Source organism: Bradyrhizobium sp. 141, assembly GCF_023074055.1.
GTDB lineage: Bacteria > Pseudomonadota > Alphaproteobacteria > Rhizobiales > Xanthobacteraceae > Bradyrhizobium.
Genome location: NZ_JADPKR010000003.1, coordinates 13,706 through 39,332, shown reverse-complemented (window position 1 = coordinate 39,332; position 25,627 = coordinate 13,706). Strand labels below are relative to the sequence as shown.

The 25,627-nt window shown below is 61.1% G+C and carries 19 protein-coding genes and 3 pseudogenes; 12 read left to right on the top strand and 10 right to left on the bottom strand.

The window, feature by feature from the left end:
• The first annotated feature begins 371 nt into the window (after positions 1-371).
• Positions 372-1,712: a right-handed parallel beta-helix repeat-containing protein gene (locus IVA81_RS01645; RefSeq protein ID WP_247311266.1), complete on the top strand. Its 1,341-nt coding sequence runs from the start codon at positions 372-374 to the stop codon at positions 1,710-1,712.
• Between the two features lie 408 nt (positions 1,713-2,120).
• Positions 2,121-3,050, top strand: a complete 930-nt coding sequence (locus IVA81_RS01640) for a TauD/TfdA family dioxygenase (RefSeq protein ID WP_247311344.1) — start codon at positions 2,121-2,123, stop codon at positions 3,048-3,050.
• Between the two features lie 786 nt (positions 3,051-3,836).
• On the opposite strand, the gene IVA81_RS01635 is transcribed toward IVA81_RS01640, so the two are convergent.
• The 9 genes and pseudogenes from IVA81_RS01635 to fixL form a co-directional block, all read right to left on the bottom strand.
• Complete coding sequence (locus IVA81_RS01635) at positions 3,837-5,312, bottom strand: carbohydrate porin (RefSeq protein ID WP_247311263.1); 1,476 nt, start codon at positions 5,310-5,312, stop codon at positions 3,837-3,839.
• A gap of 1,732 nt (positions 5,313-7,044) precedes the next feature.
• Positions 7,045-8,379 (bottom strand): oxygen-independent coproporphyrinogen III oxidase, encoded by a 1,335-nt coding sequence (gene hemN / locus IVA81_RS01630; protein ID WP_247311260.1) that lies wholly within the window; start codon positions 8,377-8,379, stop codon positions 7,045-7,047.
• Positions 8,380-9,025: 646 nt separating this feature from the next.
• Complete coding sequence (locus tag IVA81_RS01625; RefSeq protein WP_247311258.1) at positions 9,026-9,190, bottom strand: hypothetical protein; 165 nt, start codon at positions 9,188-9,190, stop codon at positions 9,026-9,028.
• Positions 9,191-10,287: 1,097 nt separating this feature from the next.
• Positions 10,288-10,614, bottom strand: a complete 327-nt coding sequence (locus tag IVA81_RS01620) for a GcrA family cell cycle regulator (RefSeq protein WP_247311255.1) — start codon at positions 10,612-10,614, stop codon at positions 10,288-10,290.
• Between the two features lie 308 nt (positions 10,615-10,922).
• A pseudogene (locus tag IVA81_RS01615) lies at positions 10,923-11,257 on the bottom strand (radical SAM protein); the annotation flags it as partial.
• A gap of 170 nt (positions 11,258-11,427) precedes the next feature.
• Positions 11,428-12,126 (bottom strand): helix-turn-helix domain-containing protein, encoded by a 699-nt coding sequence (locus IVA81_RS01610; RefSeq protein ID WP_247311252.1) that lies wholly within the window; start codon positions 12,124-12,126, stop codon positions 11,428-11,430.
• A gap of 103 nt (positions 12,127-12,229) precedes the next feature.
• The gene (locus IVA81_RS01605) at positions 12,230-12,649 is read right to left on the bottom strand and encodes a response regulator (RefSeq protein ID WP_247311249.1); all 420 of its coding nucleotides are present in this window, start codon (positions 12,647-12,649) and stop codon (positions 12,230-12,232) included.
• A 59-nt stretch (positions 12,650-12,708) separates the two neighbouring features.
• Positions 12,709-13,326, bottom strand: a complete 618-nt coding sequence (gene fixJ / locus IVA81_RS01600) for a response regulator FixJ (RefSeq protein ID WP_247311246.1) — start codon at positions 13,324-13,326, stop codon at positions 12,709-12,711.
• A 3-nt stretch (positions 13,327-13,329) separates the two neighbouring features.
• Complete coding sequence (fixL, locus tag IVA81_RS01595; RefSeq protein ID WP_247311244.1) at positions 13,330-14,847, bottom strand: sensor protein FixL; 1,518 nt, start codon at positions 14,845-14,847, stop codon at positions 13,330-13,332.
• Positions 14,848-15,035: 188 nt separating this feature from the next.
• Here fixL and IVA81_RS01590 point away from each other — a divergent pair.
• The 10 genes and pseudogenes from IVA81_RS01590 to ccoS all read left to right on the top strand — a co-directional run bounded on the left by IVA81_RS01590 (position 15,036) and on the right by ccoS (position 24,454).
• A pseudogene (locus IVA81_RS01590) lies at positions 15,036-15,868 on the top strand (universal stress protein).
• A 38-nt stretch (positions 15,869-15,906) separates the two neighbouring features.
• On the top strand, positions 15,907-16,332 hold the full coding sequence (locus tag IVA81_RS01585) for a CBS domain-containing protein (protein WP_247311241.1): 426 nt from the start codon (positions 15,907-15,909) through the stop codon (positions 16,330-16,332).
• Between the two features lie 212 nt (positions 16,333-16,544).
• Positions 16,545-18,194 carry a cytochrome-c oxidase, cbb3-type subunit I gene (gene ccoN / locus IVA81_RS01580; protein ID WP_247311238.1) on the top strand — a complete coding sequence of 550 codons (1,650 nt, stop codon included), beginning with the start codon at positions 16,545-16,547 and terminating at the stop codon, positions 18,192-18,194.
• A 10-nt stretch (positions 18,195-18,204) separates the two neighbouring features.
• Positions 18,205-18,939 carry a cytochrome-c oxidase, cbb3-type subunit II gene (ccoO, locus tag IVA81_RS01575; RefSeq protein ID WP_247311237.1) on the top strand — a complete coding sequence of 245 codons (735 nt, stop codon included), beginning with the start codon at positions 18,205-18,207 and terminating at the stop codon, positions 18,937-18,939.
• A gap of 13 nt (positions 18,940-18,952) precedes the next feature.
• Positions 18,953-19,117 (top strand): cbb3-type cytochrome c oxidase subunit 3, encoded by a 165-nt coding sequence (locus IVA81_RS01570; RefSeq protein ID WP_247311234.1) that lies wholly within the window; start codon positions 18,953-18,955, stop codon positions 19,115-19,117.
• 6 nt (positions 19,118-19,123) lie between these two features.
• On the top strand, positions 19,124-19,999 hold the full coding sequence (ccoP, locus tag IVA81_RS01565) for a cytochrome-c oxidase, cbb3-type subunit III (RefSeq protein WP_247311231.1): 876 nt from the start codon (positions 19,124-19,126) through the stop codon (positions 19,997-19,999).
• Positions 20,000-20,110: 111 nt separating this feature from the next.
• The gene (gene ccoG / locus IVA81_RS01560; protein ID WP_247311228.1) at positions 20,111-21,577 is read left to right on the top strand and encodes a cytochrome c oxidase accessory protein CcoG; all 1,467 of its coding nucleotides are present in this window, start codon (positions 20,111-20,113) and stop codon (positions 21,575-21,577) included.
• Positions 21,578-21,592: 15 nt separating this feature from the next.
• Positions 21,593-22,084 (top strand): FixH family protein, encoded by a 492-nt coding sequence (locus IVA81_RS01555; protein WP_247311225.1) that lies wholly within the window; start codon positions 21,593-21,595, stop codon positions 22,082-22,084.
• Between the two features lie 10 nt (positions 22,085-22,094).
• A complete protein-coding gene (locus IVA81_RS01550; protein WP_247311218.1) occupies positions 22,095-24,287 on the top strand; it encodes a cation-translocating P-type ATPase in 2,193 nt (730 codons plus the stop codon).
• On the top strand, positions 24,287-24,454 hold the full coding sequence (gene ccoS, locus IVA81_RS01545; protein WP_247311341.1) for a cbb3-type cytochrome oxidase assembly protein CcoS: 168 nt from the start codon (positions 24,287-24,289) through the stop codon (positions 24,452-24,454). Before IVA81_RS01550 ends, ccoS begins: the two co-directional genes overlap by 1 nt.
• A 181-nt stretch (positions 24,455-24,635) precedes the next feature.
• Here the strand turns inward: ccoS and IVA81_RS01540 are convergent.
• Positions 24,636-25,081: pseudogene (locus IVA81_RS01540) on the bottom strand (helix-turn-helix domain-containing protein); the annotation flags it as partial.
• Positions 25,082-25,627: the final 546 nt, after the last annotated feature.

The following is a 25,627-nucleotide window of genomic DNA, read 5'->3' as shown; positions in this document are numbered from 1 at the left end:
GCAATCCAGGAAGACGAGGATCCCAGCCGCGCCGCCTACCTGCTTCCCGCGGGATGCGAACTATCATGCACCACGCGTTCTGGTGCTGGTCGAAAATGCCGAAGAGCTCAAGCGCCTCCCGCCGGTCCAGCAAAACGTCAGGAGCGACGGCCCATCCGCCTAGGCCAGACGTGCTGCAACCTACAGTATTCCTCTGACGGGGCTCTCGAAGCATCGACCGCTGCTTTCATCGGCCGTGATTGGCTCAATGGCTACCCAGATCCATCACAGCTGGTGCGGAGCCTGCGGCTGCACACTTCGGCTATTGCGTAGCATGGTTCCGATATTCCGATCCTGCCTTATTGAGGACGATCTGATGGCGTTAACGCCGCATGCTGATGGCCTATTCCAGTTCAGCATTTGAGTTCGAGAGTTCAAGTCCTCGTGCGGATTTTCCGGGAGAGCACATGCCTATGAAGGACACGATGAAGCACATCAAGCGGTCGTTGCGCGTGCTCGGTGGACTTGCTGTCGTCGTCGGCGTCTCCTCCGTGCTCGGATCGAACAATGTGCGATCGGAAGCCCTCAAGGGCTTTGGCTCTGCAGCGACGGGCGGCCTTGGAGGCGAGGTAGTTCAGGTCAGATCAACCAAAGCTCTCAAGTATGAGTTGTGTCGTTCGTACAGCTTCGGGCACTGCAATGACAATAGTCCGCGCGAGATCCAGGTAGCTGGAACCATAGACTTTACCGGTACGGAAGGGCAAGGCGAGGGGCAGGGTTGCCAATACGGCAGTGCTTGTTCGGCACCTTATAAAAGTGAGTCCCTTCTCCTTATGGATGGCAACGATGCGCATTGCGATGGCAAGGAGAAGACATTGGTCGGCTTCGACAGGGCCGGCAAGCGCCCGCTGGAGATTGGCTCAAACAAGACGGTGATCGGCGTTGGCCCGAGCGCTACAATCAAAGGGAAGGGGCTGCGCCTAAATGGGGTCAGCAACGTCGTTATTCGCAACCTGACCATCAGTGATATCAATCAAGGCGTGATATTTGCCGGCGATGCTATTGCAATTGCACGAGCCGACCTGGTTTGGATCGATCACAACCGATTTCATAATATCGGGCGGCAGATGATTGCCGGCGGCTTTGGCCCTACGACGAATATTACGATTTCCTGGAGCGACTTCGATGGCAGCGATACCTATTCCTCCTATTGTAACGGGGAGCACTATTGGAATCTCCTGTTTCTTGGTGTCCCGCAGACGATCACCATCGCAAATAACTATTTCCATGAGATCTCAGGGCGGGCGCCGCACATTGACGGTGCGCAGGCTATTATTCATCTCCTTAACAATTACTTCCACAACACGAATGCGCAACAGAGCGGCGGATTCTTCCATGCAGTGGATGCTGGACCATCTGTGCAAGCACTGATCGAGGGCAACTACTTTGACAACATTGAAACACCTATAAAGACTGGTAGTGGACATATCTTTGGCTTGTTGGGCAAACCCAGCCGGACCGTGCAGAACATCTGCCTCACCGTGCTCGGACGTCGGTGCATCGAGAACATCGCGATCCCAGTGCCGCGGATCAATGGCTTTCGCCTGGATGAAGCCGTAGTTCAATCGTTTGGAGCTCTTCCAAGGTCATCTATTCCTCTTCCAATTCCAGCCGAAGATGTTTCGGCAGTGATCACGGCCAGGGCAGGTCCCGGACACATTGAGAGCCGGTGATGGCCCGTTCGCAGAGGCGGCTCGAGACTGGCCGATTACCGCAAACTGTTAAGCGGAGGGCGCATACTGGACGAGAACAGCACGCACAGCTGGCTGCCCAACGTTGCACGAGGACCGTATGGCCTTTCTCTTCGGGTGCAGAGCGGTACATTTCCTGTCGATTATGCGCCCTATGCCTTTCGCCGCCGACCCGGGTGGCGTTGGAAAGAGGGTGGGAGGTGGCATCGAGTTCCTGGCAAACTGTTCGACTCAAATCCGATCCGGTACCTGACGGACCTTCACAGCTCCGTTTTCCGACTGGCATGGTGCTTGCTCGAGAGTACCCGTAGCGCGAGGCTCGCCTTCGAAAACCGAGTGACACGCGCCCTTGTCCGCTTGAAGAATCCGCAAAGCTTGGAAAAATTCGCAATGAAACAAACGGCTTCGACCGAGAGTGTCATTCCACTGACCGACGTCGTCAAGCGCGCAGCGCGCATCGGTGTTGAAATCAGAAATATCAAGCTCTCGGGTGATTTACCGAGCCAAACCATCGCTGGGATCAACAGCTTGCTGCTCGAACACAAGGTGATCTTCTTCCGCGATCAGGGGCATCTTGATGACGCGGAGCAGGAGCGATTTGCTGCTTGTTTGGGAAGGCTGGTGCCGCATCCGACACTCGGTACGATCAATGGAACGACCTCGATTATCGAGCTTGATTCCGCACGCGGAGGTAGCCGGGCTGATGTATGGCACACCGATGGAACCTTTCTCGCGGCGTATCCTAAACTTGCGGTGCTGCGAGCCATTGTGGTCCCATCGTCCGGTGGCGATACGATTTGGTCGAACGCTGTGGCCGCCTATCTGGATCTGCCGCGGCCGCTCCAACGGCTTGCCGACGAACTCTGGACCGTTCATAGCAACGCCTTCGACTACGCCGGGACCTGCCGTGTTCGCGAAATCGACCAGAAGCATTTTGATGAGGTCTTTACCAAAACGATCTATGAGACGGAGCACCCGGTGGTCCGTGTACATCCCGAGACCAGCGAGCGCGCGCTGGTGCTCGGCGATCTGGTGCAAAGGTTTATTGATATCCCAAAACGCGACGGTCAGAAGCTGTTTGATCTATTCCAGTCTCATATCACGGCACCCGAAAACACCGTACGCTGGAGCTGGAAAGAAGGCGATGTCGCGATCTGGGATAACCGCGCAACGCAGCATTATGCGGTCAACGATTACGGTGACCAGCATCGCGTCGTTCATCGTGCCACAATCGATGGTGACGCGCCCGTCAGCGTCGACGGTCGATGCAGTGTAACGCGCCTCAAGACGACGAAGCACCCGTCCACGAAGGTTGCCTAGCAAGGCTCGGCAAATTCACCGATAATGCACTGCTCTTATCGCATGTTCGCGCGAATAGATGTTTGAGAAGAGAAGTGAACCCAGCAGAACGCCACGCGCAATTGGATGGGAGGGCTAACGCGCCGCAGACTCGGCAGGCGACCTCCTTGCTGAAGTAAGATGCTAAAGCTCATCTCGACCCGGCGAAAATGAGTCAGCATCGGAGTGGCGCAAGTCATCCGGCCGCGTCCGGTCGATTTGCCGCGGAAGGGGGCACGTTTCCGCCGACCTTGCGCATCCCTTTCGGCCAGCGCCACGACCGTCGGACAGATATAGCGATTGCCCTAACTGGCTAGCTTTGGCATCTGTGTCGCGGTTCCGCTTACCACACCTCTTCGGGGTGAACTAAGCTCCGAGGGCACGATTTCGGCTTGTCATGGCAGAGTACGAGCTCGGACGCGAGTCTGACGAGCAGCACGAGCGACCATCCAAAAGCAATGTCGCTGCCGCAAGCTCAGCACTCGATTGAACAAATGAGCATCGGAGATCATTCCGCGGCCGGAGGGTATAGCTCTTGAGCAAGTACGACGTCGGCCTATCGCTCGTAGAACGAAGCAGCAAAGGCTCCAACCTACCATTCCCAACAGCATGCTACGTTGGATATCACGGCTCGATTTACGCGGTACCAGGCTTCGCGCCAGGAGCACAGCGGATACCAAAATCGCCGTGATGCGTGGCCCAAGCCGTTGAAAAGGGCGATTGTGATATCGACTACATGACCGTGAATTCACGCGCAGTCCTGAGAGCCTAGAAGAATACCGACGTAGATACCAATATATTCAGGGCGTGTCCTGTTTGCGGCGTGTAGGTAATGCTTGTCGGGTGATTGATGTACGTCAGTCCTACGGTTGTATATATCCCGGGCGCCAGATGCGCCGTATACAGTCCCGAAATTGCTGTGCTGTCCCGGTGCGCCAGCTGCTCTTTCGCCAGTGCAGCGTCCACCGCGAAATGGCTCCAGATGGTATTGTTGACAACAAGACTCATCTGATCAGTGGGCCGGCTGTCAAACAGGCCCTTCGCATACAGGCGAAGCTCGTAGTACTGACTTGCCCTATTTAGGTCAGGCGGAGCGTACATCGCAGAGAACCCGCCATAGATTCCGCGAGATGCCGAGCCGTGGACGGCAGATTGCCAGAATTGCCTATCCGCAGCTACATAGTAGACGCTGTTCGCCTTGGCTGTCGGTTGCGTCGGATGCTGTAAGTCCGTGTAGCTGCTGTTGTTAAAGCCCGCGCCAGCCCGCAGCCAAGTCTCGGGTACCCCGGGAGTAGGCTTGTTCCTATAGCAAACTTCATCAAGTAAAAGAATGCCCGCGTCGCGCGTGCTCCAGTTCAAGCCAGTGGGATTTTCGCTTACATGCGTATATTGACCGGCTGGACTGAGCGAGCGCTGGATTGAGAGCTTGTTATATAAGCGATCGTCAAAATTGTACTTCAGATTAAGAGCCGGCGTTGGCGCCCAATTGTTGCTCACGCCTGCTTGGAACAGCATCTTCGACGAGGGTCCAAAAACTTTTTCTCCGGCACCCGCAAACTCATGTTGGTTCCTGAGGTAACCCACTTTGAGTTCGATCTTCCTGTCGAAGAACGTTTGATAGTAGGACACTGCATTGATTCCCAGTCGGTCTGGCCCGGCGCTCTTCCATGTCCAATATTGATGCTCGGCTCCCACGACGATCTGACCGTCGGGAATTCCAAACCGAGCGAGGTCATAGGTCACGATCATAGAGTTGACCGTACTAAATGTCGGATTCTGGCCGACATATTGTTGATTGGCGATGGTGCTTCTGGCGGCATTACCGAGTTGATTGTTGACAAACGTGTTTAGGGTCCAGCCAGCGAATCCAATCCCGAGATCCGAAAGCTCGGATCTGACAGAAGCTGCATCCTGATCTATCGTGTCCGCAGGACCTGGCCCAGTGAACGCCGCACCTTTTTCGCGGAGGTTCTCGAATTTTGCGAATGGGTCAATCTGCTTTTGACTTCTGCTCTTGGCGGTGTCCTCCGCACTGTCGCGCGTTGTGGTAGACCTAGCTGCTTTTGACAGCGAGTTCCCAGAAAGGCGCGCTGCTCCTTTGGGCCGGCCGCTTCGGAAGGTTACAGCCGGATTCGAGATTGTTTGGCTTCTTGCCTCGGCGAGCTCATCGGGACTGTGACTTCTAGGGCCAGAGATATCACCAGGTTCTGCCGCCGCCGAACTGCCGGCGAGACTAGCTATCACGGAAAGGAGAATACGCCCTCTTGGCTTCGCACTTGGTCGAGAGATGAAAGCAACTACGCCAGCCGAGTATACCCGCATGGATACTGGCGCTATACCGCAACGATGCATAGTGATTTCCACGTCCATCGATTTGAATAAAGTGCAACTTCCACCTGACGGCCTAGAGCGGTTCGCGATCCTTGTGCTCAAGGCGGTCTAGGTGACGCTTGAGGCCAGGCGGCATCTCTATGCCAACGAGACCCGCTCAGCCTTCCGCGCTATCACCACTGCTGGCGCAGCTTGGCCCACGTGGTGGTACCCAGCGCGATGCAACCCAGCCGCTCGATCGCTAATCCAGTGCAAGCATCTGCTGCACCGTATCGACACGGAGAGTGGCCTGCTCGATGTGAGCGTTCGCTAGCATTGGCGGCCGACGCACGGAGCCGAGGGATTCTCACGACAAATCCGCTGCCACGAGGAAAGGCAATGTTCTTCAACAGAGAGCCACCCAGTAGCTGAGCTCGCATAACAACACGCCTGACCCGAGAAACGCCGCCCGCAGCTCGGTCCATGGGATGAAGCACAGGCGGGCAGAAGGGCTAACATCTTTTGACGCCCGTAAGCTCGCTGAGGCCGGCACAAGGCCTTGATTGGCTCTCATGGGAAGATGGAGAGCGCGATTGGAGGCATTTTGATAGCTGCGGGACCAGACAGAACATCCATCAGCTCCATTGGATTGATCGGAACTATATCGCATCGCGACTTCTTCCTTGATGTGGCCCGAGCGGTTTTCACCGGCACTGACTGGCATGTGTCCGTCATCTCCATCAATTGCTAGGTCTGGTAGTTGACCGGGCGCGGGACGTCGGCCGTCGCTGTGCGAATCGTAGGTATCGTGCCGCTCGGCGCGAGACCGTCCCGGCGTCAGAGACGAACTCCGGTAATGGCAGCATCGAGGGGGGCAATTCGGGAAGGTCGCTTCGATCCCGGTTGCGCGAGGCTCTTACAGGAAACGATGGTTTCGATCCCGCGGGATCCGGTTCTAACTGTGGTGCTCGATTATCGTTGGTGCCGTGTCGCGCCGGCGCTGGTCCTTTTGTGCTCTTTGGTTTCGCTCATCGCGTCGACCAGTTGCTGCTCTGGATTGCACGCGGCGGTCCGTGGCGATCCCGGTCGAGCGGCGACCATCCACATCAATAGGATCCGTCGTGCATCACCCACGAAGCGCTCCGCTTTGCTGGAAGTTCGTATCCAGCGTAGACCGCAGGCTGATTGCGGTATCCCGGGCTGCCAGCGCTTGAGCCAGGTCGAAATATCTTCGTACATCCGGACGAGCTCGATCAGGTTTTCGATACCGAAGTCGCTGAACGCCTAGATCTCATCTTCTCCGACGCGGTTAGACCCAGATGAAGCCGTCCTCGATCGCCATTTTGTTGGCGACGTCCCGCAGCCAGCGTCGTCCTGGGCGAGCTCCGCGGCCATACGGGCAATGGCGGTGATGTGATGAACGTTATCGGTCACGCCGCTTGAGCGGACAGCGTTGCAGTCGGGAGCGTCCAACTCCGGGCAGCAACTCGCCTAGCTGTCTTCGCGGATAGGGCCGGGGCGGCTCTCGTCGCGCAGCTGCGCACGGCGTCCTTTACGAATTTGGCGCTGTACGTGAGTGCACCAGGTGAGCGAAACTCGTTACCCGGGCTTCTGGGCGCGTAACGGAAGGTAATGCATTCATACGATCACCGCTCTTTGGCTGGTCTTAACAGAGCGGCGTGCCAAGATAAGCATCGAATGCGGCCGCCACAGCGCGAGTTAGAAAACGATGCTCCTGCCTCACGCGGATGAATCCCTTTTCCACCTCCACGATCCCATCCTCGGCGAGCATTGCCAAGCGTTCGGGTGAACCGAGGAACGGGACCGGGTCAAATCCATGAGTAATGCAAATTGCCGGCACGTCGACCTCGAAATCGCACATCAGCCGCTCGATGATTGCAGCCCGGACGCAATCTTCGAGGCTGAGACAGTAGCCCTTTGACGTCGCCAGACGGCCGGCTTTGATTTGGCCGCTGTAAGAACCCGCTGCAACTTCGTTCTGGACGTAACCGTCGCCAAGGCGGCCGATGGCCGACGGGCCGAAGCCGATTACTTTATGGCAGGTGTCGGCCGAGTAACCCAGTGAGTTCCGCCGCAGGCGACCGGCTTTCTGCGCCAGCGCGAGCTCATCGTCCGGCAAGGCGAAATGGTCGAGTCCGATTTGGCGGTAGCCCGCAGCAATCAGTGTATTGGCCATCGCCGCGGCCTGTTCTGCACGGGCAGGGCTGTCTGGCAGCGCTGCCTCGTCGATCAGGCGCTGATTCTTCTTAAAGGAAGGAACGTGCGCGTAGCCGAATACCGCAAGCCGGTCTGGTCGCATGGCCACCGCGGTAGTCGCGGTCTGAACGCAGGACTGCACCGTCTGATTTGGCAGACCGTAGATGAGGTCGAAGTTGATGCGGAATATTCCATGCTGCCGCAGCGTTTCGACAGCGCGCTCTGTTTGTGCCTCACTCTGGACCCGGTTGATGGCCGTTTGAACAATTGGATCGAAGCTCTGGACGCCGAGGCTCGCGCGGTTCACGCCGGCAGCCGCTAACCCTTCGGATGTGGCGAGCGTGAACGTGCGCGGGTCGATCTCAACAGCGATGGCGGCCGTTTTCGAAACCGCAAAGCGGCGGCGCAGAAGTTCCATCAGTGCCCCGAACTCCGCGGGCTCGATGAGGGTCGGCGTTCCACCGCCGAAGTGCACGTCGCTCACAGGCAGCCGTTGCGGCACCTGCGCCGCGACCAACTCGATCTCCTTACGAAGAAACGCCAAATATTCTAGGATGGGTGAATCCCGGCGAGTGATGCTTCGAGCGAAGCCGCAATACCAGCAAATCGATCGACAGAACGGAACGTGGAAATAGAGCGACACGGACTCATTAACCGGCAGGCGCTGCAGCCATTTCTCAGAGGCTTCGGCGCCGACCACCGTGGAGAACTGGGCTACAGTTGGATAGATGCTGTACCAAGGAAGGCGAGCATCGCAATACTTTTCCAGGACCGAGGTCTGCAACGATTGTTATCCTATGTTTACGAACTTTGTGGTCGCAAGCGAAGTCTTTTGCATTCCTTTTTGCCGACAGTAATCCGAAATGTCGCCAGGAGCTTGCGTGACGGCCGATCTGCTGACGAAACACGGTGTGGGATAGCAAGCCGTTCCTCTCGAAGATAGAGAACAACTGCTGCAGGCGAGATACTCGAATCAACACGGCCAGGAGGGGGCCCCAGATTCAACTCCGCTTCGCTAATCTCCGACGTTCGCCAACGAGACATCCACCAGAGCCGTTGACGCTGCTAGAGCTCGAACTGCTCCACGACCTGACTCGTGCGAGGTTCATCGATCAAAATTGATACGTCCCCTCGCAATCTCCATCAACTGACAAGGTTTGGTAGTTGACTTCTGCCTGGCGTATTCCCCACCGACCCAGGGATCCTGCGCCGGCTCTGAGACGTCCCGGTACGTAGTCGAACTTCACCAATGCGAGGATCGTCGGTGGGCCTCGTTCATGGTCCCCGGGAGCGACAAGCCCCTTCATGCGCCCATTGCTCGGCGGAAAGGTCGCTAGGAGCGAAACGTTGCTTATCGGTGACTCTCTCGCTAGCAGTCTGAGGGCAGGGTAAACGTGGTCGAGTTTGCGATTTGGGCGACAGTTTTCCCTTCATGCAATGGCATCGACACAGTTGGTCTTCTTCGCATCAACTGCGGAGATCAAGGTACGATCCAAGAAATTGAAGCTGGCTCGCATTCGGGCGGGGGCGAATAAATGCTTATGGGAATGCTCGTCGTAAAACGGTGCCAAAAACGCCTCGTCGTCGATCAACACGACAACAGTGCTTGGTGCGCGCGCTATGATGTAGGAGCGGCCCGCGTGCGACGAGTCTAGCGTCGCGTGGCTCGCTAAGCCGCATAGGAGCTAACGCCAAGCCATCGGAATAGTCGCGGAAAGTGTATTGTCGATCGTCGCGCGGCACCACGGCTGTTGGCGTGAGTGTGTTCTCGAGTTGGTATGGAAAAAAGTAATGAGCCGGGTAGGCGAGCGAGAAGTGATCGATGCAATGAACAGCCGGCCGCTTCAGACTTGCCACCGGTTTTGCACAGATCGTCAAGGCGCCTATGGTGGGTGGTGGTCGTCTTCGTGTGTCTGTGCACTGCACGAGTCTATTTTTGACCGACAATATCTCGAGAGCTCGGCGGCCCGTGAAGTCGCTCCAAGGCTGAGCTTGTCACCCGACGCCAGGGCGGTCCTATCGGAAGTTCTATCGGGACAACAGAAGGCGAGCGATGAGATAGCGGAGCTCAATCACAGCATCACTGCATAGCAGGCTGAGTTAAAACGAATTTCCGATCAAATTGCAGCGCTGACCTCACGAATCGACTCGTTGCCGAATCTGTTACTCACCGCCTCACCTCCTTCCGTTCCCTCTCCGCCGTCAGCTCAAGCCGATCCGAAGCCGGCGAGGAAACTCGCGCCTCCGTCTAAACCACAAGGGCCGATCTCCGTCGGAGGGGCGGCCACTGGTCTCATCCCCGGGCACGGACGAACCTCGATCATTTCCCGCGTGCTCAGTCCCAGTCCAGCTCTCCACACGTCGGTAGCAGATATTGGAGTTCACCCGAGCTCGTGTACTCCGTCGGGCACGGCGTGCGCAGAATCTTCCAAACACCGGCGCCCGGGCGCTTCCCCGAAAACGCATAGCCGAAAACGAGGCTCAAGGACCAGAACGCTTTCTTCTTCTAATTCAGTGCATCCAGCCTCTTGAGATTGGATGATTTGACCTACGATCGAGCCCTCCGCCGCGAACGTTCTTCTCGACGCCACTGTTCATCGGATAGCCACAAAGCGCGCAAATCAACAAGCAAATCGTCCGGATGGACCAAGTACGGCGCATAGCCCGGGAGATCGCGGCGCGCCTGATAGTTCTACGCGGTATTCCTGACTGCCTCAGCTAGCATCGCGTAAAGCTGCCGCTTGCTCATTTCCTGAGGCTGACTATCTAGCGCCTTTTGCGACAGCTTCTTTCCGACGCAATCGCGACCGGCCGCCTTCACCGCCGGCCCTCGCTTCGGGGCGGGTCTAATCTTGGGCTTTGCTGTTGGTGGCTTGTGACCTCGAGTCAGGCCCAACCGAGCGAGCCTGCCGCAAACTGCGTTGCGACTGCACTCGAGATGACGCGCGATCTGCGCAGCACTCTGTCCCGCGGCCCAAAGCTTTTCCAGCTGTGCCAATTCTCTTCTATTCCAGCGCATGGAAGATACTTTAGTGCCAGTTGTGACGTCAGGTTAGTTTACTCTTCGTCCAGCTCGCGCACGACCGCCGGTTTGGTCTCCTGTTCATTCATTCTACGAAAGCCCGCATCGCGGGTGAAGGAAAAACGAGTCCTTGGCGCACGCGCTCTCTTCTTAGTCCCTACCGTGATAAGGGCCCATCTGCTCGCGCAATATATGTAGTCGAGTGGCAACCGGGCGTGCCGCTGGGTGCCATCGCGGCGAGTGCTTGCGTCCTGATGTTGACTACCACAAAAGCGAGTTCGCGCGCCTCCCAATCTTGATAGGGGAGGCAGACCGTAGATAAGATCGAAGTTGGGCCAGCCGACGCCGGCCCGTCGCAGGCGCTCAACGCACGTGGCGGTCTGCTCGAAAATCTGCAGGCGGTCGATAGCGCACTCCACAACAGGATCGGAGCTCTGTACCCCCAGGCTCGCGCGATTGACTCCGCTGTAGCCCAAACCCTCCGCGATCGGCTCGGTCGGGGTACGCGGATCAATCTCGACGGCGATTTCGGCGTCGGGCAGCAAGAAATAGGAGAAGCGGAGCGCGCCGACGCGAAGGCCTCGGGCGTCATGATCGTCGGCGTGCCGCCGCCGAAATGGACGTGCGAGATAGGAATCCGGTTTGGTCGTTTTGGGCTTCAACTCCGCCGCAGCAGTTGGCACACGTTTTGGCAACTCTGATCCTCTTGGCCGGAAACGCAGCCCGCGGCTTGATTGCGGCAAGAAAGGCCCGCCGAAATGCGTTCGGCGGGCCAAGTCGGGGAGGAGAAACGCGGCCGGGTGAAAGCGATCAGGCATCGAGATTGTGCAGGCGCTGGCGGTTGCGCAGTACGATCTGGCGGGCGCCGGAGAAGCCGAGTATGCGCTTTGCGTGAAGCTGCGAGAGCGCGCGCGACACGGTCTCGAGCGTGAGGCCGAGATAGTCGCCGATATCGCGCCGACACATCGGCAGTGCCATCATGCCGGCGACGGCGAGGCGGCGATCCATTTCGAGCAGGAAGGTTGCAACACGCTCCATCGCCGTCTTGCGCCCCAGCAGCAACATGTGATCTTCGGCGTGACGCAGCTCGCCCGCCGTCATGGCCCAGAGCTTGCGCGCGACCTGTACGTCGGTGCTGGCGGACCTTTCGAGGCTGGCTCGCTCCACGAGGCGCGCGCCGGTGGCGATAATCGCTTCGGCCGCAAGGCGATGCGTCTGGCCGGGTTCGAGGCCGAACACGTCACCGGGAAGATGGAACGCGCCGATCTGACGGCGGCCGTCGGAGAGCAGCTTGTAGCTGCGCACCGCGCCGGAGACGACCTGATAGACATATTCGGCGGGCTCGTCCTCGCCGTAGATCTCCTCGTCCTTGCGATAGGAGAACTCGGTGGCAACGAGGCCGGCATGTCCGGCGATCGCGCCGAACTGTTCGGAAACGGAACGCGCTGGAGCGATTTTACCGCCGATTTGGGTCTTAATCGCCTGGGTCTTGAGCGTCTGGGTCAGCATCTGCGCCATCTCGGTTGTGATGGTGCATTGGTACGCGGGATCGCGCGATCCGGAAATTTCGAGCGATATCTTAAGGAGGTTTACCTACGGAGAATCCCGCAGGTCAGTGGCCGCGCCTGTCCTGGATGGCGTGGCGGATGCATTTCACCAGGTTTTCATCGAGGAGCGGCTTCAAAATCACGTCCTTGATCCCTGCCGCCGCTGCCTTTACCGAGATATTTCCGTCGGGATAGCCGGTGATCAGGATCACGGGCCTGTCGGCGTCGGATTGGCGCAGCCGCCAGGCCAACTCGATGCCATTGATGTCAGGCAACTTGTAGTCGATCACGTAGCAGTCCGCGCCGGGTGGGATCGTCGCATTGAGCAGCGCCGGGGCGCTCCTGAAGGTCCGCACAGCAAAGCCGTCGGTTTCCAGCAGGAAGCGCAGGGATCCCAGCACTGCGGCATCGTCGTCGACCACGTAGACGGTGGGCTTTGCCGATGCGCCTGGGGGCCGCTGATGGGGCGAGCCGATCTCGATCATGCCTGCGTGGCTATCACAGGCCCGCACAAGTGCCTTGACCTGCCTCAATCCGATTTGTCTCAATCCTTGAGCATGCCGGCGCGCATCGCCAGCCGCACCAGTTCCGAGAGGCTGTTGGCCTGCATCTTGGTCATCACATTGGCCCGGTACACCTCGATCGTGCGCGGGCTGATGTCGTATTCGCGGGCGATCAACTTATTGGAGAGGCCCGCGATCAGCCCCTCCATGACCTGGCGCTCGCGCGGGCTCAAGGAGGCGACGCGGGCGGTGATATCCTGAGCGATGGCCTCGCTCTTGGCCGCGGGCTCGGCCTGGCGGATCGCGGATTCGATCATGGTGGTGAGGCGGTCGTCCTCGAACGGTTTTTCGAGGAAGTCGACGGCGCCGAGCTTCATCGCTTCGACCGCGAGCGGCACGTCGCCGTGACCGGTCATGATCAGGATCGGAAACGGACTGTGCTGCGCCTTCAGGCGTTTCAGAAGCTCGATTCCGTCAACGCCCGGCATGCGGATGTCCGAAACTACGCAGCCGAAGGCGAGGCCGGGCAGGGCGCCGAGGAAGCCTTGCGCATTGTCGAATAGGGTGACGCCGAAGCCGCAGGACTCCAGCAGGAAGTTCAGCGAGTCCCGCATCGCTTCGTCGTCGTCGATGACGTAGACATGTCCCTTGGTCGTCATGAATCAGTTCTCATCGGCTGCCGGCAAGGTGAAGCGGAATGTCGCGCCGCTTGATGCGTTGCTCTCGGCGACCATGCGGCCGCCGTGAGCCTCGATGATCGAGCGGCTGATGGACAATCCGACGCCCATGCCGGTTTCCTTGGTGGTGAAGAAGGTCTGGAACAGGTTTGGAATGACGTCGTCCTGGAAGCCGGAGCCGGTGTCGGACACCTTCACCTCGATCATCTCATCGCCGACACGGGTGTTGGTGACGACGAGCTCGCGCCGCGGCGACTGCGCCATCGCTTCCAGCGCGTTGCGGAACAGATTGACCAGCACCTGCTGGATCTGCACCCGGTCGGCGAGCACGAGATCGGCATCCGGATCGAGATTGAAGCGGAGCTGCACGTTCTGCTCGCGCGCGCCGGCAAGTCCGAGCGCGCCGGCTTCCTCGATCAGCTTGGACAGGCTTTCGACCCGCTTCTCGGATTCGCCGCGGGCAACGAAATCGCGCAGTCGTCGAATGATCTGGCCGGCCCGAACGGCCTGCTCGGCGGCACGATCCATGGCACTTTCGATCTTGGCAATATTCGGATCATTGCTGCCTGAAAGCAGCCGCCGCGAGCCCTTCATGTAATTGCTGATCGCCGCCAGCGGCTGGTTGATCTCGTGGGCGAGCGCGGAGGCCATTTCGCCCATCGCGGACAGCCGCGAGACATGGACGAGCTCGGTCTGCAATTCCTGGAGCCGCGCCTGGGTCTGCTGATGCTCGGTGAGGTCGCGGACGAAGCCGGTGAAATACGGCTCGTCGCCCGACTGCATTTCGCCGATCGACAGGTGCATCGGAAAGGTCGTTCCGTCGCGGCGCTTGCCGGTGACGATGCGGCCGATGCCGATGATGTGCGGATCGTTCGTGCCGCGGTAGCGCGCGATGTAGCCGTCATGACGGGAGCGGTCCGGCTCCGGCATCAGGATGCTGACGTTCTGGCCGATCGCCTCGTGCTCGGACCAGCCGAACAGGCGCTCGGCCGCCGTGCTGAACAGCTGGATGATGCCGTGGCCGTCGATGACGATCATGGCATCGGGAATGGTCTGGAGGATCGAACGGAGGTGGGTTTCGCGCGTGCGCAGCGCCTCCTCGACCTGCTTTTCCTCGTCGACATCGAGAAAGATGCCGCTGAGATGGCGGGCGGCGCCGGCCTCGTCCCGAATGAGTCCCGCCCGGGCGCGAATCCAGCGCCCCAGGCCTGAGGCATTGGCAACTCTAAAGGATACGTCGAAGCCGCCGCCGTGGTCGACGACATGCTCGATCGCGCTCTCCATGCGCGCGCGATCCCCGGGCGCGAGGCGTGACAAAAAGAGGTCATAGGCTGCCGGTTGATCCCGCGCGATGCCGAGCAGCGTCCTGGCGGTCTCCGACCACTCCAGCTCGTGCGTCGTAAGATCGAGGTCCCAGGTCCCGACGCCGAATCCCTCGATCCGAACCCGGAAATGCTCGCCGCGAGCGTCATCTGGCGGATGCGTTACGCGGCTCGGCGACAAGCTATTGCTCCCATTCTCCCGCGGCGGGGTCCCGTGGCGGCAATTTCGCCCAAGGCCGGACCGGAGGCAAGTTCGGATGTCTGATTGGCGGATTTCTCGCAACTAGGCGCCGAAAATTGATCTACCTCATCCTGCCTTGCGTCGGCGCGGCTAGATTTCCACAGCAACTTACTGCCCGGAGGCTCCCGATGACATATGCGACCGTGATGGTCAGCCTGGCGTTCGATCAGCCCAACGAGGCGCGTCTTCAGGTCGCGGGCGAACTCGCCGAGCGGTTCGAGGCGGCCATTGTCGGCGTTGCCGCGGCGCAGTTCGCTCCGCCGCTCTATTTCGCAGATGGCGCCGAGGCCCTAGGGCTGATTGATCGGGAGCAGGCTTCCGTCAGGAACGCCTTGCCGAGCTGGAGGCGCAATTCCGCGCCGCGACGCGGACTCGCGGCGGACACTCGGAATGGCGCAGCGCCCTGGATTTGCCCAGGCGGTTTGTCCTGGCGCAGGTGCGGTGCGCCGACATCGCCGTCAGCGGCGGATATAGCCCGGCTTTCTCCGATGCCTTTTCGCTTGCAAGCCCGAAGGATCCGGTAATGCAGGCTTGCCGGCCGCTCCTGATGGTAGCCGACGGAGTCAACTGGCTCGATCTGCGTAGCGTGCTCATAATCTGGAAGGACACGCCCGAGGCACGGCGGGCGGTTGTCGATGCATTGCCGAGGCTGCGCAAGGCGAAGGACATAACCATCGTCGAGCTTCCGGAAGACGCTGACGACGGCTCGGCCGCGATGGCGCGCGTCACGGACGTTGCCGCATGGCTCGCTCGCCACCGCCTCGCTGCGACCGCGCGCATCCCGGAAGCCGCGAGAAACCAAACCGCCGCCGCGCAATTAGAGAAGATCGCCGATAACATCGGCGCCGGCTTGATCGTCGCCGGCGCCTACGGTCATTCGCGCTTCCGCGAGCTGATCCTCGGCGGCGCCACGCAGCATCTGGTGACGCAATCGGCCCGCTGCGTGTTACTGTCGCACTGACGGCCGGCGAACACAAAACGAATCGAAGAGGATGCGCCGTGTACAAGTTCCTTGAGCAGACCGTCGGCGCCTACATGACACGCAACGTACGGACGGCTCAGCGCGATCTCGACCTGCTCGAACTCAGCGAGATGTTCGAGCGCGACGATTTCAACTCCTATCCAGTCGAGGATGACGGGCAGGTGGTCGGCATCGTCACCAAATTCGACATCCTGAAGTGCTTCGCCTTTACGCCGAGCCAGATGCTGCCGCGCTATCCCGACCTGATCAGCCGCAAGATCGGCGACGTCATGACACCCGAGTTCATCTATGTCAGTCCCGACACAAGACTGACCCGCGTGCTCCAGATCATGGTCGAGCATCGCATCAGGAGCATCATCGTACTCGACGGCGCACAGAAGCTAGTCGGCATCATCGCCCGCGAGGACGTCATCGCGGCGCTCAAGGTCACCGCGCGCGACTGACGAGTCTGCCTTGATTCCCGCGATTTCAAGCTCCGTGATTTCAACGGAGGCAATGCCTCGCCGTGTGCGCCGTGCTGTGCGCAAGCAGTTGATACTAATCCTGATCCGCATCGGTTTCACGTCAACGGAAATCCACTTCTGTTGATTTCAATCAATTCACCGCGAGGGTGAATGTGGTTTCTGGCGATGTGTTCTTTCAGAGAGACTCCGCGATGCACCAGCCCTCCCTCTCCAAATCCATGACAACAGGCGAAAGCGGCCTGGCGCTCGTGTTCGCGGTCACCGCCTTTCTCTGCGTGATCGCCTCGGCCAAGGCGCTCGACGCGCCCTTCGCCTTCCACGCGGCGCTCAGCGCGGCCGCGAGCCTGACCGCGGTGTTCTGCATCATCAACCGCTACTTCGATCGGCCGGCAGAGCTACCGCCGGCGGAGATCAACGGCCGCCCCAACTACAATATGGGGCCGATCAAGTTCTCCTCCTTCATGGCGATGTTCTGGGGCATCGCGGGCTTCCTTGTCGGCCTCATCATCGCCTCGCAGCTGGCGTGGCCCGCGCTGAACTTCGATCTGCCCTGGACCAGTTTTGGCCGGTTGCGGCCGCTGCATACCTCCGCCGTGATCTTCGCCTTCGGCGGCAATGTGCTGATCGCGACGTCCTTCTACGTCGTGCAGAAGACCTGCCGCGTGCGCCTCGCCGGCGATCTCGCGCCCTGGTTCGTGGTCGTCGGCTACAACTTCTTTATCCTGATCGCCGGCACCGGTTATCTGCTCGGCGTCACCCAGTCCAAGGAATATGCCGAGCCGGAATGGTATGCGGACATCTGGCTGACCATCGTCTGGGTGACCTATCTGCTCGTGTTCCTCGGCACGATCATCAAGCGCAAGGAACCGCACATCTTCGTCGCGAACTGGTTCTATCTCGCCTTCATCGTGACGATCGCGGTGCTGCATCTCGGCAACAATCCCGCGCTTCCCGTCTCGGTGTTCGGCTCAAAATCCTACGTCGCCTGGGGCGGCATCCAGGATGCCATGTTCCAGTGGTGGTACGGCCACAACGCGGTCGGCTTCTTCCTGACCGCCGGCTTCCTCGCCATCATGTACTACTTCATCCCGAAGCGCGCCGAGCGGCCGATCTACTCCTACCGTCTCTCGATCATCCACTTCTGGGCTCTGATCTTCCTCTACATCTGGGCCGGCCCGCACCATCTGCACTACACCGCGCTGCCGGACTGGACCCAGACGCTCGGCATGACCTTCTCGATCATGCTGTGGATGCCGTCCTGGGGCGGCATGATCAACGGCCTGATGACGCTGTCGGGCGCCTGGGACAAGCTGCGCACCGATCCCGTGCTGCGCATGCTCGTCGTCTCCGTCGCCTTCTACGGCATGTCGACCTTCGAAGGTCCGATGATGTCGATCAAGGTGGTCAACTCACTCAGCCACTACACCGATTGGACCATCGGCCACGTGCACTCCGGCGCGCTCGGCTGGGTCGGTTTCGTCTCCTTCGGCGCGCTCTACTGCCTGGTGCCGTGGGCCTGGAATCGCAAGGGCCTCTACAGCCTCAAGCTCGTCAACTGGCACTTCTGGATCGCGACGCTGGGCATCGTCCTCTACATCTCGGCGATGTGGGTGTCCGGCATCCTCCAGGGCCTGATGTGGCGCGCCTACACCTCGCTCGGCTTCCTCGAATATTCCTTCATCGAGACCGTCGAGGCGATGCATCCCTTCTACATCATCCGCGCCGCCGGCGGCGGGCTGTTCCTGATCGGTGCGCTGATCATGGCCTTCAATCTCTGGATGACCGTTCGCGTCGGCGAACAGGAAATCCAGATACCAGTCGCTCTTCAGCCGGCGGAATGAGGAGTTCTCCATGTCGTTCTGGATACGCCACCAAGCCTTCGAAAAGAACTCGATCATCCTGATCGTCGGCATTCTGCTGGTGATCGCAATCGGCGGTCTTGTCGAGATCACGCCGCTGTTCTACCTCAAGAGCACGATCGAGGCAGTCGATGGAGTGCGGCCCTACACGCCGCTGGAGCTCGCCGGGCGCAACGTCTACGTCCGCGAAGGCTGCTATCTCTGCCATTCGCAGATGATCCGCCCGTTGCGCGACGAGGTCGAGCGCTACGGTCACTTCTCGCTCGCCGCCGAGAGCATGTTCGACCACCCGTTCCAGTGGGGCTCGAAGCGCACCGGTCCGGACCTCGCCCGCGTCGGCGCCAAATATTCCGACGACTGGCACGTCACCCATCTGACCAACCCGCGCGCGATCGTGCCGCAATCGGTGATGCCGGGCTATCCGTTCCTCAGCGCAACCGAGGTCGATCCGGATACGATCGCAGACCACATGCGTACGCTGAAGACCGTCGGCGTTCCATACACCGACGACCAGATCGCCAACGCCGGCGCCGATTTGAAGGCTCAGGCCGACCCGGACAATGCCGGCACCGATGCCTTCGGCAAGCGCTACGCCAAGGCCGTGGTGCGCAATTTCGACGGCAAGACCGGCACCCCGACCGAGATGGATGCGCTGATCGCGTACCTGCAAATGCTCGGCACGCTGGTCGACTTCAAGATCTACAACGAGAAAGCCAATCTTCGCTGAGAAGGCATCACCGATGAAAGCCATCCTGACACTCGACAACCTTGCGTCCGGTCTCGTGACCACGATCTGGACGCCGGTCTTCATCGCGATCTTTCTCGCGATCATTGCCTATGCATTTTGGCCCCGCAACAAGGCTGCGTTCGACCAGGCGGCGCGCCTGCCGTTGCGGGAGGAGTGAGAGATCATGACCGATCATCATAGCGACATCGATTCCGTCACCGGCAGGTCCACGACCGGGCATGAGTGGGACGGCATCAAGGAGCTCAACACGCCGCTGCCGCGCTGGTGGGTGATTACGTTCTACCTCACCATCGTCTGGGCGATCGGTTACTGGATCGTCTATCCGGCCTGGCCGCTGATCTCCAGCAACACGCGCGGCGTGATGGGGTACTCCTCGCGCGCCGACGTCGCGGTCGAGCTCGCCAATCTCGAGAAGATCCGCGGCGACAAGATGGTGGCGCTGGGCGCGGCCTCGCTCGCCGACATCGAGAAGGACCCGGCGCTGCTGGCGCTCGCGCGCGCCAAGGGCAAGACCGTGTTCGGCGACAATTGCGCGCCGTGCCACGGCTCAGGCGGCGCCGGCGCCAAGGGCTTTCCGAACCTGAACGACGACGACTGGCTGTGGGGTGGCACGCCCGACCAGATCATGCAGACCATCCAGTTCGGCGCGCGCTCCGGCCATGCCAAGACGCATGAGGGCCAGATGCTCGCCTTCGGCAAGGATGGCGTGCTGAAGCCGGACGAGATCGTCACGGTCGCGAACTACGTGCGCTCTCTGTCGGGCCTCCCGACCCGGAAGGGCTATGACGCCGCCAAGGGCGAGAAGATCTTTGTCGACAATTGCGTCGCCTGCCATGGCGATGGCGGCAAGGGTAACCCGGAGCTCGGAGCGCCCAACCTGACCGACAAGATCTGGCTCTATGGCTCGGACGAGGCGATCGTGATCGAGACCATCAGCAATGGCCGCGCCGGCGTCATGCCGGCCTGGGAGGGACGGCTCGACCCTGCCACCATCAAGGCGATGGCGGTCTATGTCCATTCGTTGGGCGGTGGAAAATAGCCGATCTTGCTTCCGGCGGGGGCGAACAAGAGCGCCCCCGTTTGCGCTGGATCAACTGACGCGGGGGCGCCGGGCCTAGGTTTAATCGCACATCTCGAGACGTTCCAGGCGATGAACAAGACCGTGAACCCGAACGAACTCACATCGAACGACGGCTACGGGCCGCTCTACGCAGCCCATAAGAAGGTGTATCCCCAGAGTGTCTCCGGCACCTTCCGCCGGATCAAATGGGGCCTGATGTCGTTTTGCCTCGGCGTCTACTACTTCCTGCCTTTCGTGCGCTGGAACCGCGGCCTCGGTGCGCCCAGCCAGGCCGTGCTGATCGATCTCCCCAACAGCCGCTTCTATTTCTTCTTCATCGAGCTGTGGCCGCAGGAGGTCTACTACTTCACCGGCCTGTTGATCGTGGCCGCGGTGGCGCTGTTCCTGATGAACTCGGTCGGCGGCCGCATCTGGTGCGGCTATCTCTGTCCGCAGACCGTCTGGACCGACCTGTTCTACGCCGTCGAGCGCCTGATCGAAGGCGACCGGCGCGAGCGGATGAAGAAGGACAAGTCGTCCGATCCGATGAAGCTCGAGCGCATCTCCGAGATCGTGCGCAAGCATGCGATCTGGCTCCTGATTGCCTGGTGGACCGGCCGCGCCTGGGTGCTCTACTTCAACGATGCGCCGACGCTGGTGAAGGAGCTCGTCACCTTCCAGGCGCCGATGATCGCCTATGTCTGGATCGGCATCCTCACCGCGACGACCTATGTACTCGCCGGCTTCATGCGCGAGCAGGTCTGCACCTATATGTGCCCGTGGCCGCGAATCCAGGCGGCGCTCACCGACGAATGGGCGCTCAACGTCACCTACCGCTACGACCGCGGCGAGAAGCGCACCTCGGTGAAGAAGGCGATCGAGCTGCGCGCGCTCGGGCAGCCAGCCGGCGATTGCGTCGACTGCTATCAATGCGTCGCGGTCTGCCCGACCGGCATCGACATCCGCAACGGACCGCAGCTCGAATGCATCCAGTGCGGCCTTTGCATCGACGCCTGCGACAATGTGATGACCAAGATCGGCCGGCCGACCCGCCTGATCAGTTACGACAACGACATCAACATCCAGCGTCGCCAGGACGGCAAGGCGCCGATCTATCGCATCGTCCGTCCCCGCACCGTTGTCTACAGCGCGATCATCGCGGCCGTTGGCGGCTTCATGCTCTACACGCTGGCGACGCGCAGCCTGCTCGACGTCAACGTGCTGCACGACCGCAATCCGGTCGCGGTCAGGCTCAGCGACGGCTCGATCCGCAACGCCTATACCGTTCGGCTCTTGAACAAGAGCGGCTACGATCGTGTCATCGCGATCGACGCCAACGGCCCGGTCAATTTGACGGTTCACGTCGTCGGCGTCGACTCTGTGACGCCAGACCGGCCGATGATCGTGATCCCCCGCGACTCCACCAGCGAGCTGCGGCTGCTCGTCACCGCGCCCGCGGACGTCAATCCGGAGAAGTCGATCCCGGTCCGCTTCCACGTCACGGACATCGGCCTCGGCGAGGTCGCGTCCGCAACCGACAATTTCGTCTCGCCTTAAGACCAGGAGACAGCCATGGCATCCGCATCCAAGCCGCTGACCGGAACAAAAGTCTTCCTGATACTGGTCGCCTTCTTCGGCGTCGTGATCGGGGTCAACGTGACCATGGCGAAGCTCGCGATCGCAACGCTGCCCGGCACCGACGTCGACAGTCCGTATGCGGCGGGCCTCACCTACGACCGGGAGATTTCGGCAGCACAGGACCAGGCCGCGCGCAAATGGCAGGTCAACGCCCATATCGAGCGCCGCACTGATGGCGGTGCCACGCTCCAGGTCGACGCACGCGACGCGGCGGGCCAGCCGATGACCGGATTGAAGTTCGGCGGCCGTCTCGAACGGCCGACCGACAAACGCGCCGATCTGGCGGTCGGACTCGCCGAAGCCGGCATCGGCATCTATCGCGGCAACGCCGCGGCCGTCGCGCCGGGCCAGTGGGACCTGGTGATCGAGGGCGAGGCGCGGGGCGAGCGCGTGTTCCTGTCGCGTAATCGCGTGATCCTGAACTGAGGGTTTCGCCATGCAGGTGACACGCGATTTCTCCCACTACGTCCGCGCCGCGGGCGCAGGCCTCCGGCACATTGATCTCGCGGTCGAGGGCGTTCACTGCGCCGGCTGCATGGCCAAGATCGAGCGTGGGTTGTCCGCCATTCCCGACGTCACACTGGCGCGCGTGAACCTCACCGACCGCCGCGTCGCGCTGGAATGGAAGCAGGGCACGCTCGATCCGTCTCGTTTCATCGATCGCCTCGAGGAGCTCGGCTACAAGGCGTACCCTTACGAGACCGAGAGCGCGGAAGCGAGCGAGGTCGCGGAATCGCGTTTCCTGCTGCGCTGCCTCGGCGTCGCCGCGTTCGCCACCATGAACGTGATGATGCTGTCGATCCCGGTGTGGTCGGGCAACGTCTCGGACATGCTGCCCGAGCAGCGCGACTTCTTTCACTGGCTGTCGGCGCTGATCGCATTGCCGGCGGCGGCCTATGCCGGCCAGCCGTTCTTCCGCTCGGCCTGGCGCGCGCTGTCGGCGAAGACGACGAACATGGACGTCCCGATCTCGATCGGCGTGACCTTGGCGCTCGGCATGTCCGTGGTCGAGACCATCCACCACGCCGAGCATGCCTATTTCGACGCGGCGATCATGCTGCTCACTTTCCTGCTGGTCGGCCGCTTCCTCGACCAGAACATGCGGCGGCGGACCCGCGCGGTCGCGGGCAATCTCGCCGCGCTGAAGGCGGAGACGGCGGCCAAGTTCGTCGGGTCTGACGAGATTTCACAAGTGCCAGTCGCTGCGATCCATCCCGGCGACATCGTGCTGCTCCGGCCCGGCGAGCGTTGCGCGGTCGACGGCGCCGTGATCGAGGGACGTTCCGAGATCGACCAGAGCCTGATCACCGGCGAGACGCTCTATGTCACCGCCGAGAGTGGCACGCCGGTCTATGCGGGATCGATGAACATCTCCGGCACGCTGCGGGTGCGGGTCTCGGCGGCCTCCGAGGCGACGCTGCTCGCCGAGATCACGCGGCTCTTGGACAACGCGCTCCAGGCCCGCTCGCGCTATATGCGGCTCGCCGATCGCGCATCGCGGCTCTATGCGCCGGTGGTGCATGCGACCGCACTCCTCACCATTCTCGGCTGGGTCATCGCCGGTGCAGGCTGGCATGATGCGATCGTGACGGGCGTTGCCGTGCTGATCATCACCTGTCCCTGCGCGCTCGGGCTTGCGATCCCCACCGTGCAGACGGTGGCCTCGGGCGCGATGTTCAAATCCGGCGTGCTGCTCAATTCAGGCGATGCGATCGAGCGTTTGGCCGAAGCCGATCATGTCATCTTCGACAAGACCGGAACGCTGACGCTGCCGGAGCTCGAAGTGACGAATGCGGCCGACATACCCGCCGACATCCTTGAGCTCGCCGGCCGGCTTGCGCTGTCGAGCCATCATCCGGTGGCTGCTGCGGTCGCGCAGGCCGCGGGTGCCAGATCGCCGATCGTCGGCGCGGTCGAGGAGGCCGGGCAGGGCGTGCGGGCAACGATCGACGGCATCGAGATCCGCCTTGGTCGCCCGTCCTTCTGCGGCGTCGAGGCGCTGATAGGCGCCAGCGCCGATCTCGATTCGGAAGCCTCCATCGTGGCCTTCAGCAAGGAGAGCGAAAAGATCATCCTCTCGGTGCGTCAGGGTCTGCGCCCCGACGCGAAAATCGTGATCGCGGCGCTGAAGGCGCGCAACATCGGCGTCGAAATTCTCTCCGGCGACCGCGAGCCGGCGGTGAAGGCGGCGGCCCATGCTCTCGGCATTCCCGAGTGGCGCACCGGCGTCACGCCGGCCGACAAGATCGCGCGGATCGAGGAGTTAAAACAGCGCGGCGCCAAGGTGCTGATGGTCGGTGACGGCATGAACGATGCGCCCTCGCTGGCGGCCGCTCACGTCTCGATGTCGCCGATCTCGGCCGCCCATCTCAGCCAGGCGACCGCCGATCTCGTCTTCCTCGGCCGGCCGCTGGCGCCGGTCGTCGCGGCCATCGATTCCGCGCGCAAGGCGCTGCATTTGATGCGGCAAAACCTCTGGCTCGCGATCGCTTATAATGTCTTGGCGGTGCCGATCGCGATCAGCGGCGTCGTGACGCCCCTGATCGCAGCAGCCGCGATGAGCGGCTCGTCGATCCTGGTCATGCTGAATTCGCTGCGAGCGCGTAGCGCGTCGCGGGAGATTGCGTGATGGAATTCCTGGTGATCCTAGTCCCGCTGGCGCTGGCACTCGGAGGTGCAGGCCTCGTCGCCTTCCTCTGGTCGCTTCGGAGTGGTCAGTATGACGACTGCGACGGCGCAGCGTGGCGGGCGATTGCCGACGACGAGCCGCCGCAAGAGGCGCCGGCTGAGCGGTAAAGCGGTAGCCTTCCGCACGAGGTGCGGCCGACTTCCAGTGAATGGGAGAGCATCCCTGTCGTCGTTGATAGAGGGTTGACCAGGTTTGTTATGACGGCAGGTTGTGTCACCGCATGGGGGGCGTTGTTCCCAATCGAAGGCGGCGCAACTGAACGGACCGGCGGCGTGGCGGGAGTCCGACATCCATGTCCGGCAAATGCTGGCGATTGCGGAGCACGATCTGGCGCGCTCCGGAGAAGCCGAGAAGGCCTTCGGCGTGAAGCTCTGACAGGGCTCGCGAGACCGTCTCCAGGATGAGGCCGAGATAGTCGCCGATGTCAAGGCGGCACTCGGACGGCCATCAGGCGGGCGGCCGCGGTGCGGGGTGTCCGTCTCGAGCAGGAAGGTCGCGACCCTCCATGGCGTTCTTGCGGCCGAGCACAGCATGTGGTCCTCCGCGTGCTTCAGCTCGCCGGCCGTCAGGGTCCAGAGCTTGCGCGCGACCTGAATGTCTGTATTGGCCGCCTTGTCCGGGCTCGCCGGTTTACCAGGCGCACCGTGGTGTCGAGGATCGCCTCGGCCGCGATGCGGTGGGCCCTCGCCGAAGATCTCCTCGTCCTTGCCGCTTGCGAATTCGCTGGCCACGAGCGCCGGCTGGCCGACCAGCCGCCGAACGCAGCGGACGGCGAGGGCGCGGAGCGCGTCATGGAAGGCTGGGTGGTGTAGAGTGCGGGCGGAAGCATCGGCGATCTCCTTGCTAATGGCTGGAGGATGCGAGAGACCGCGACACGGTGAAATTCGGTGTCATCGCTTAGCGGGACTTACGCACGGTAGAATCTACGGGCGAGATGCCGCTCGTTCAGGACCGGTGGCCCTCCAGGCTGCTGCCGAGCGCTTGCATCGTTAGAGCGTTGAGGCAGTAGTCTTCGTAATCTCTGGTAGCCACCCTGATCTCGACATCGTTGTTGCACTCAACCTTCCCGTCGCATTGGGTGCAGACCCGCTCGTCGCACAGCGCTGCCGGCTTCGATCGAGACATCCTCGTTGGCGATGCCGAGAATCTTCAGTAACCGGGGCAATTCGTCAGCCGCAAGAGTCCTTGACCACGCATCGAGGTCTGCAGCCGTGACGCGCAGATCGGGCGCGATTTCGTGCCACAGTAGAGTTGATGCAACTCACGGATTTCACGGCGAT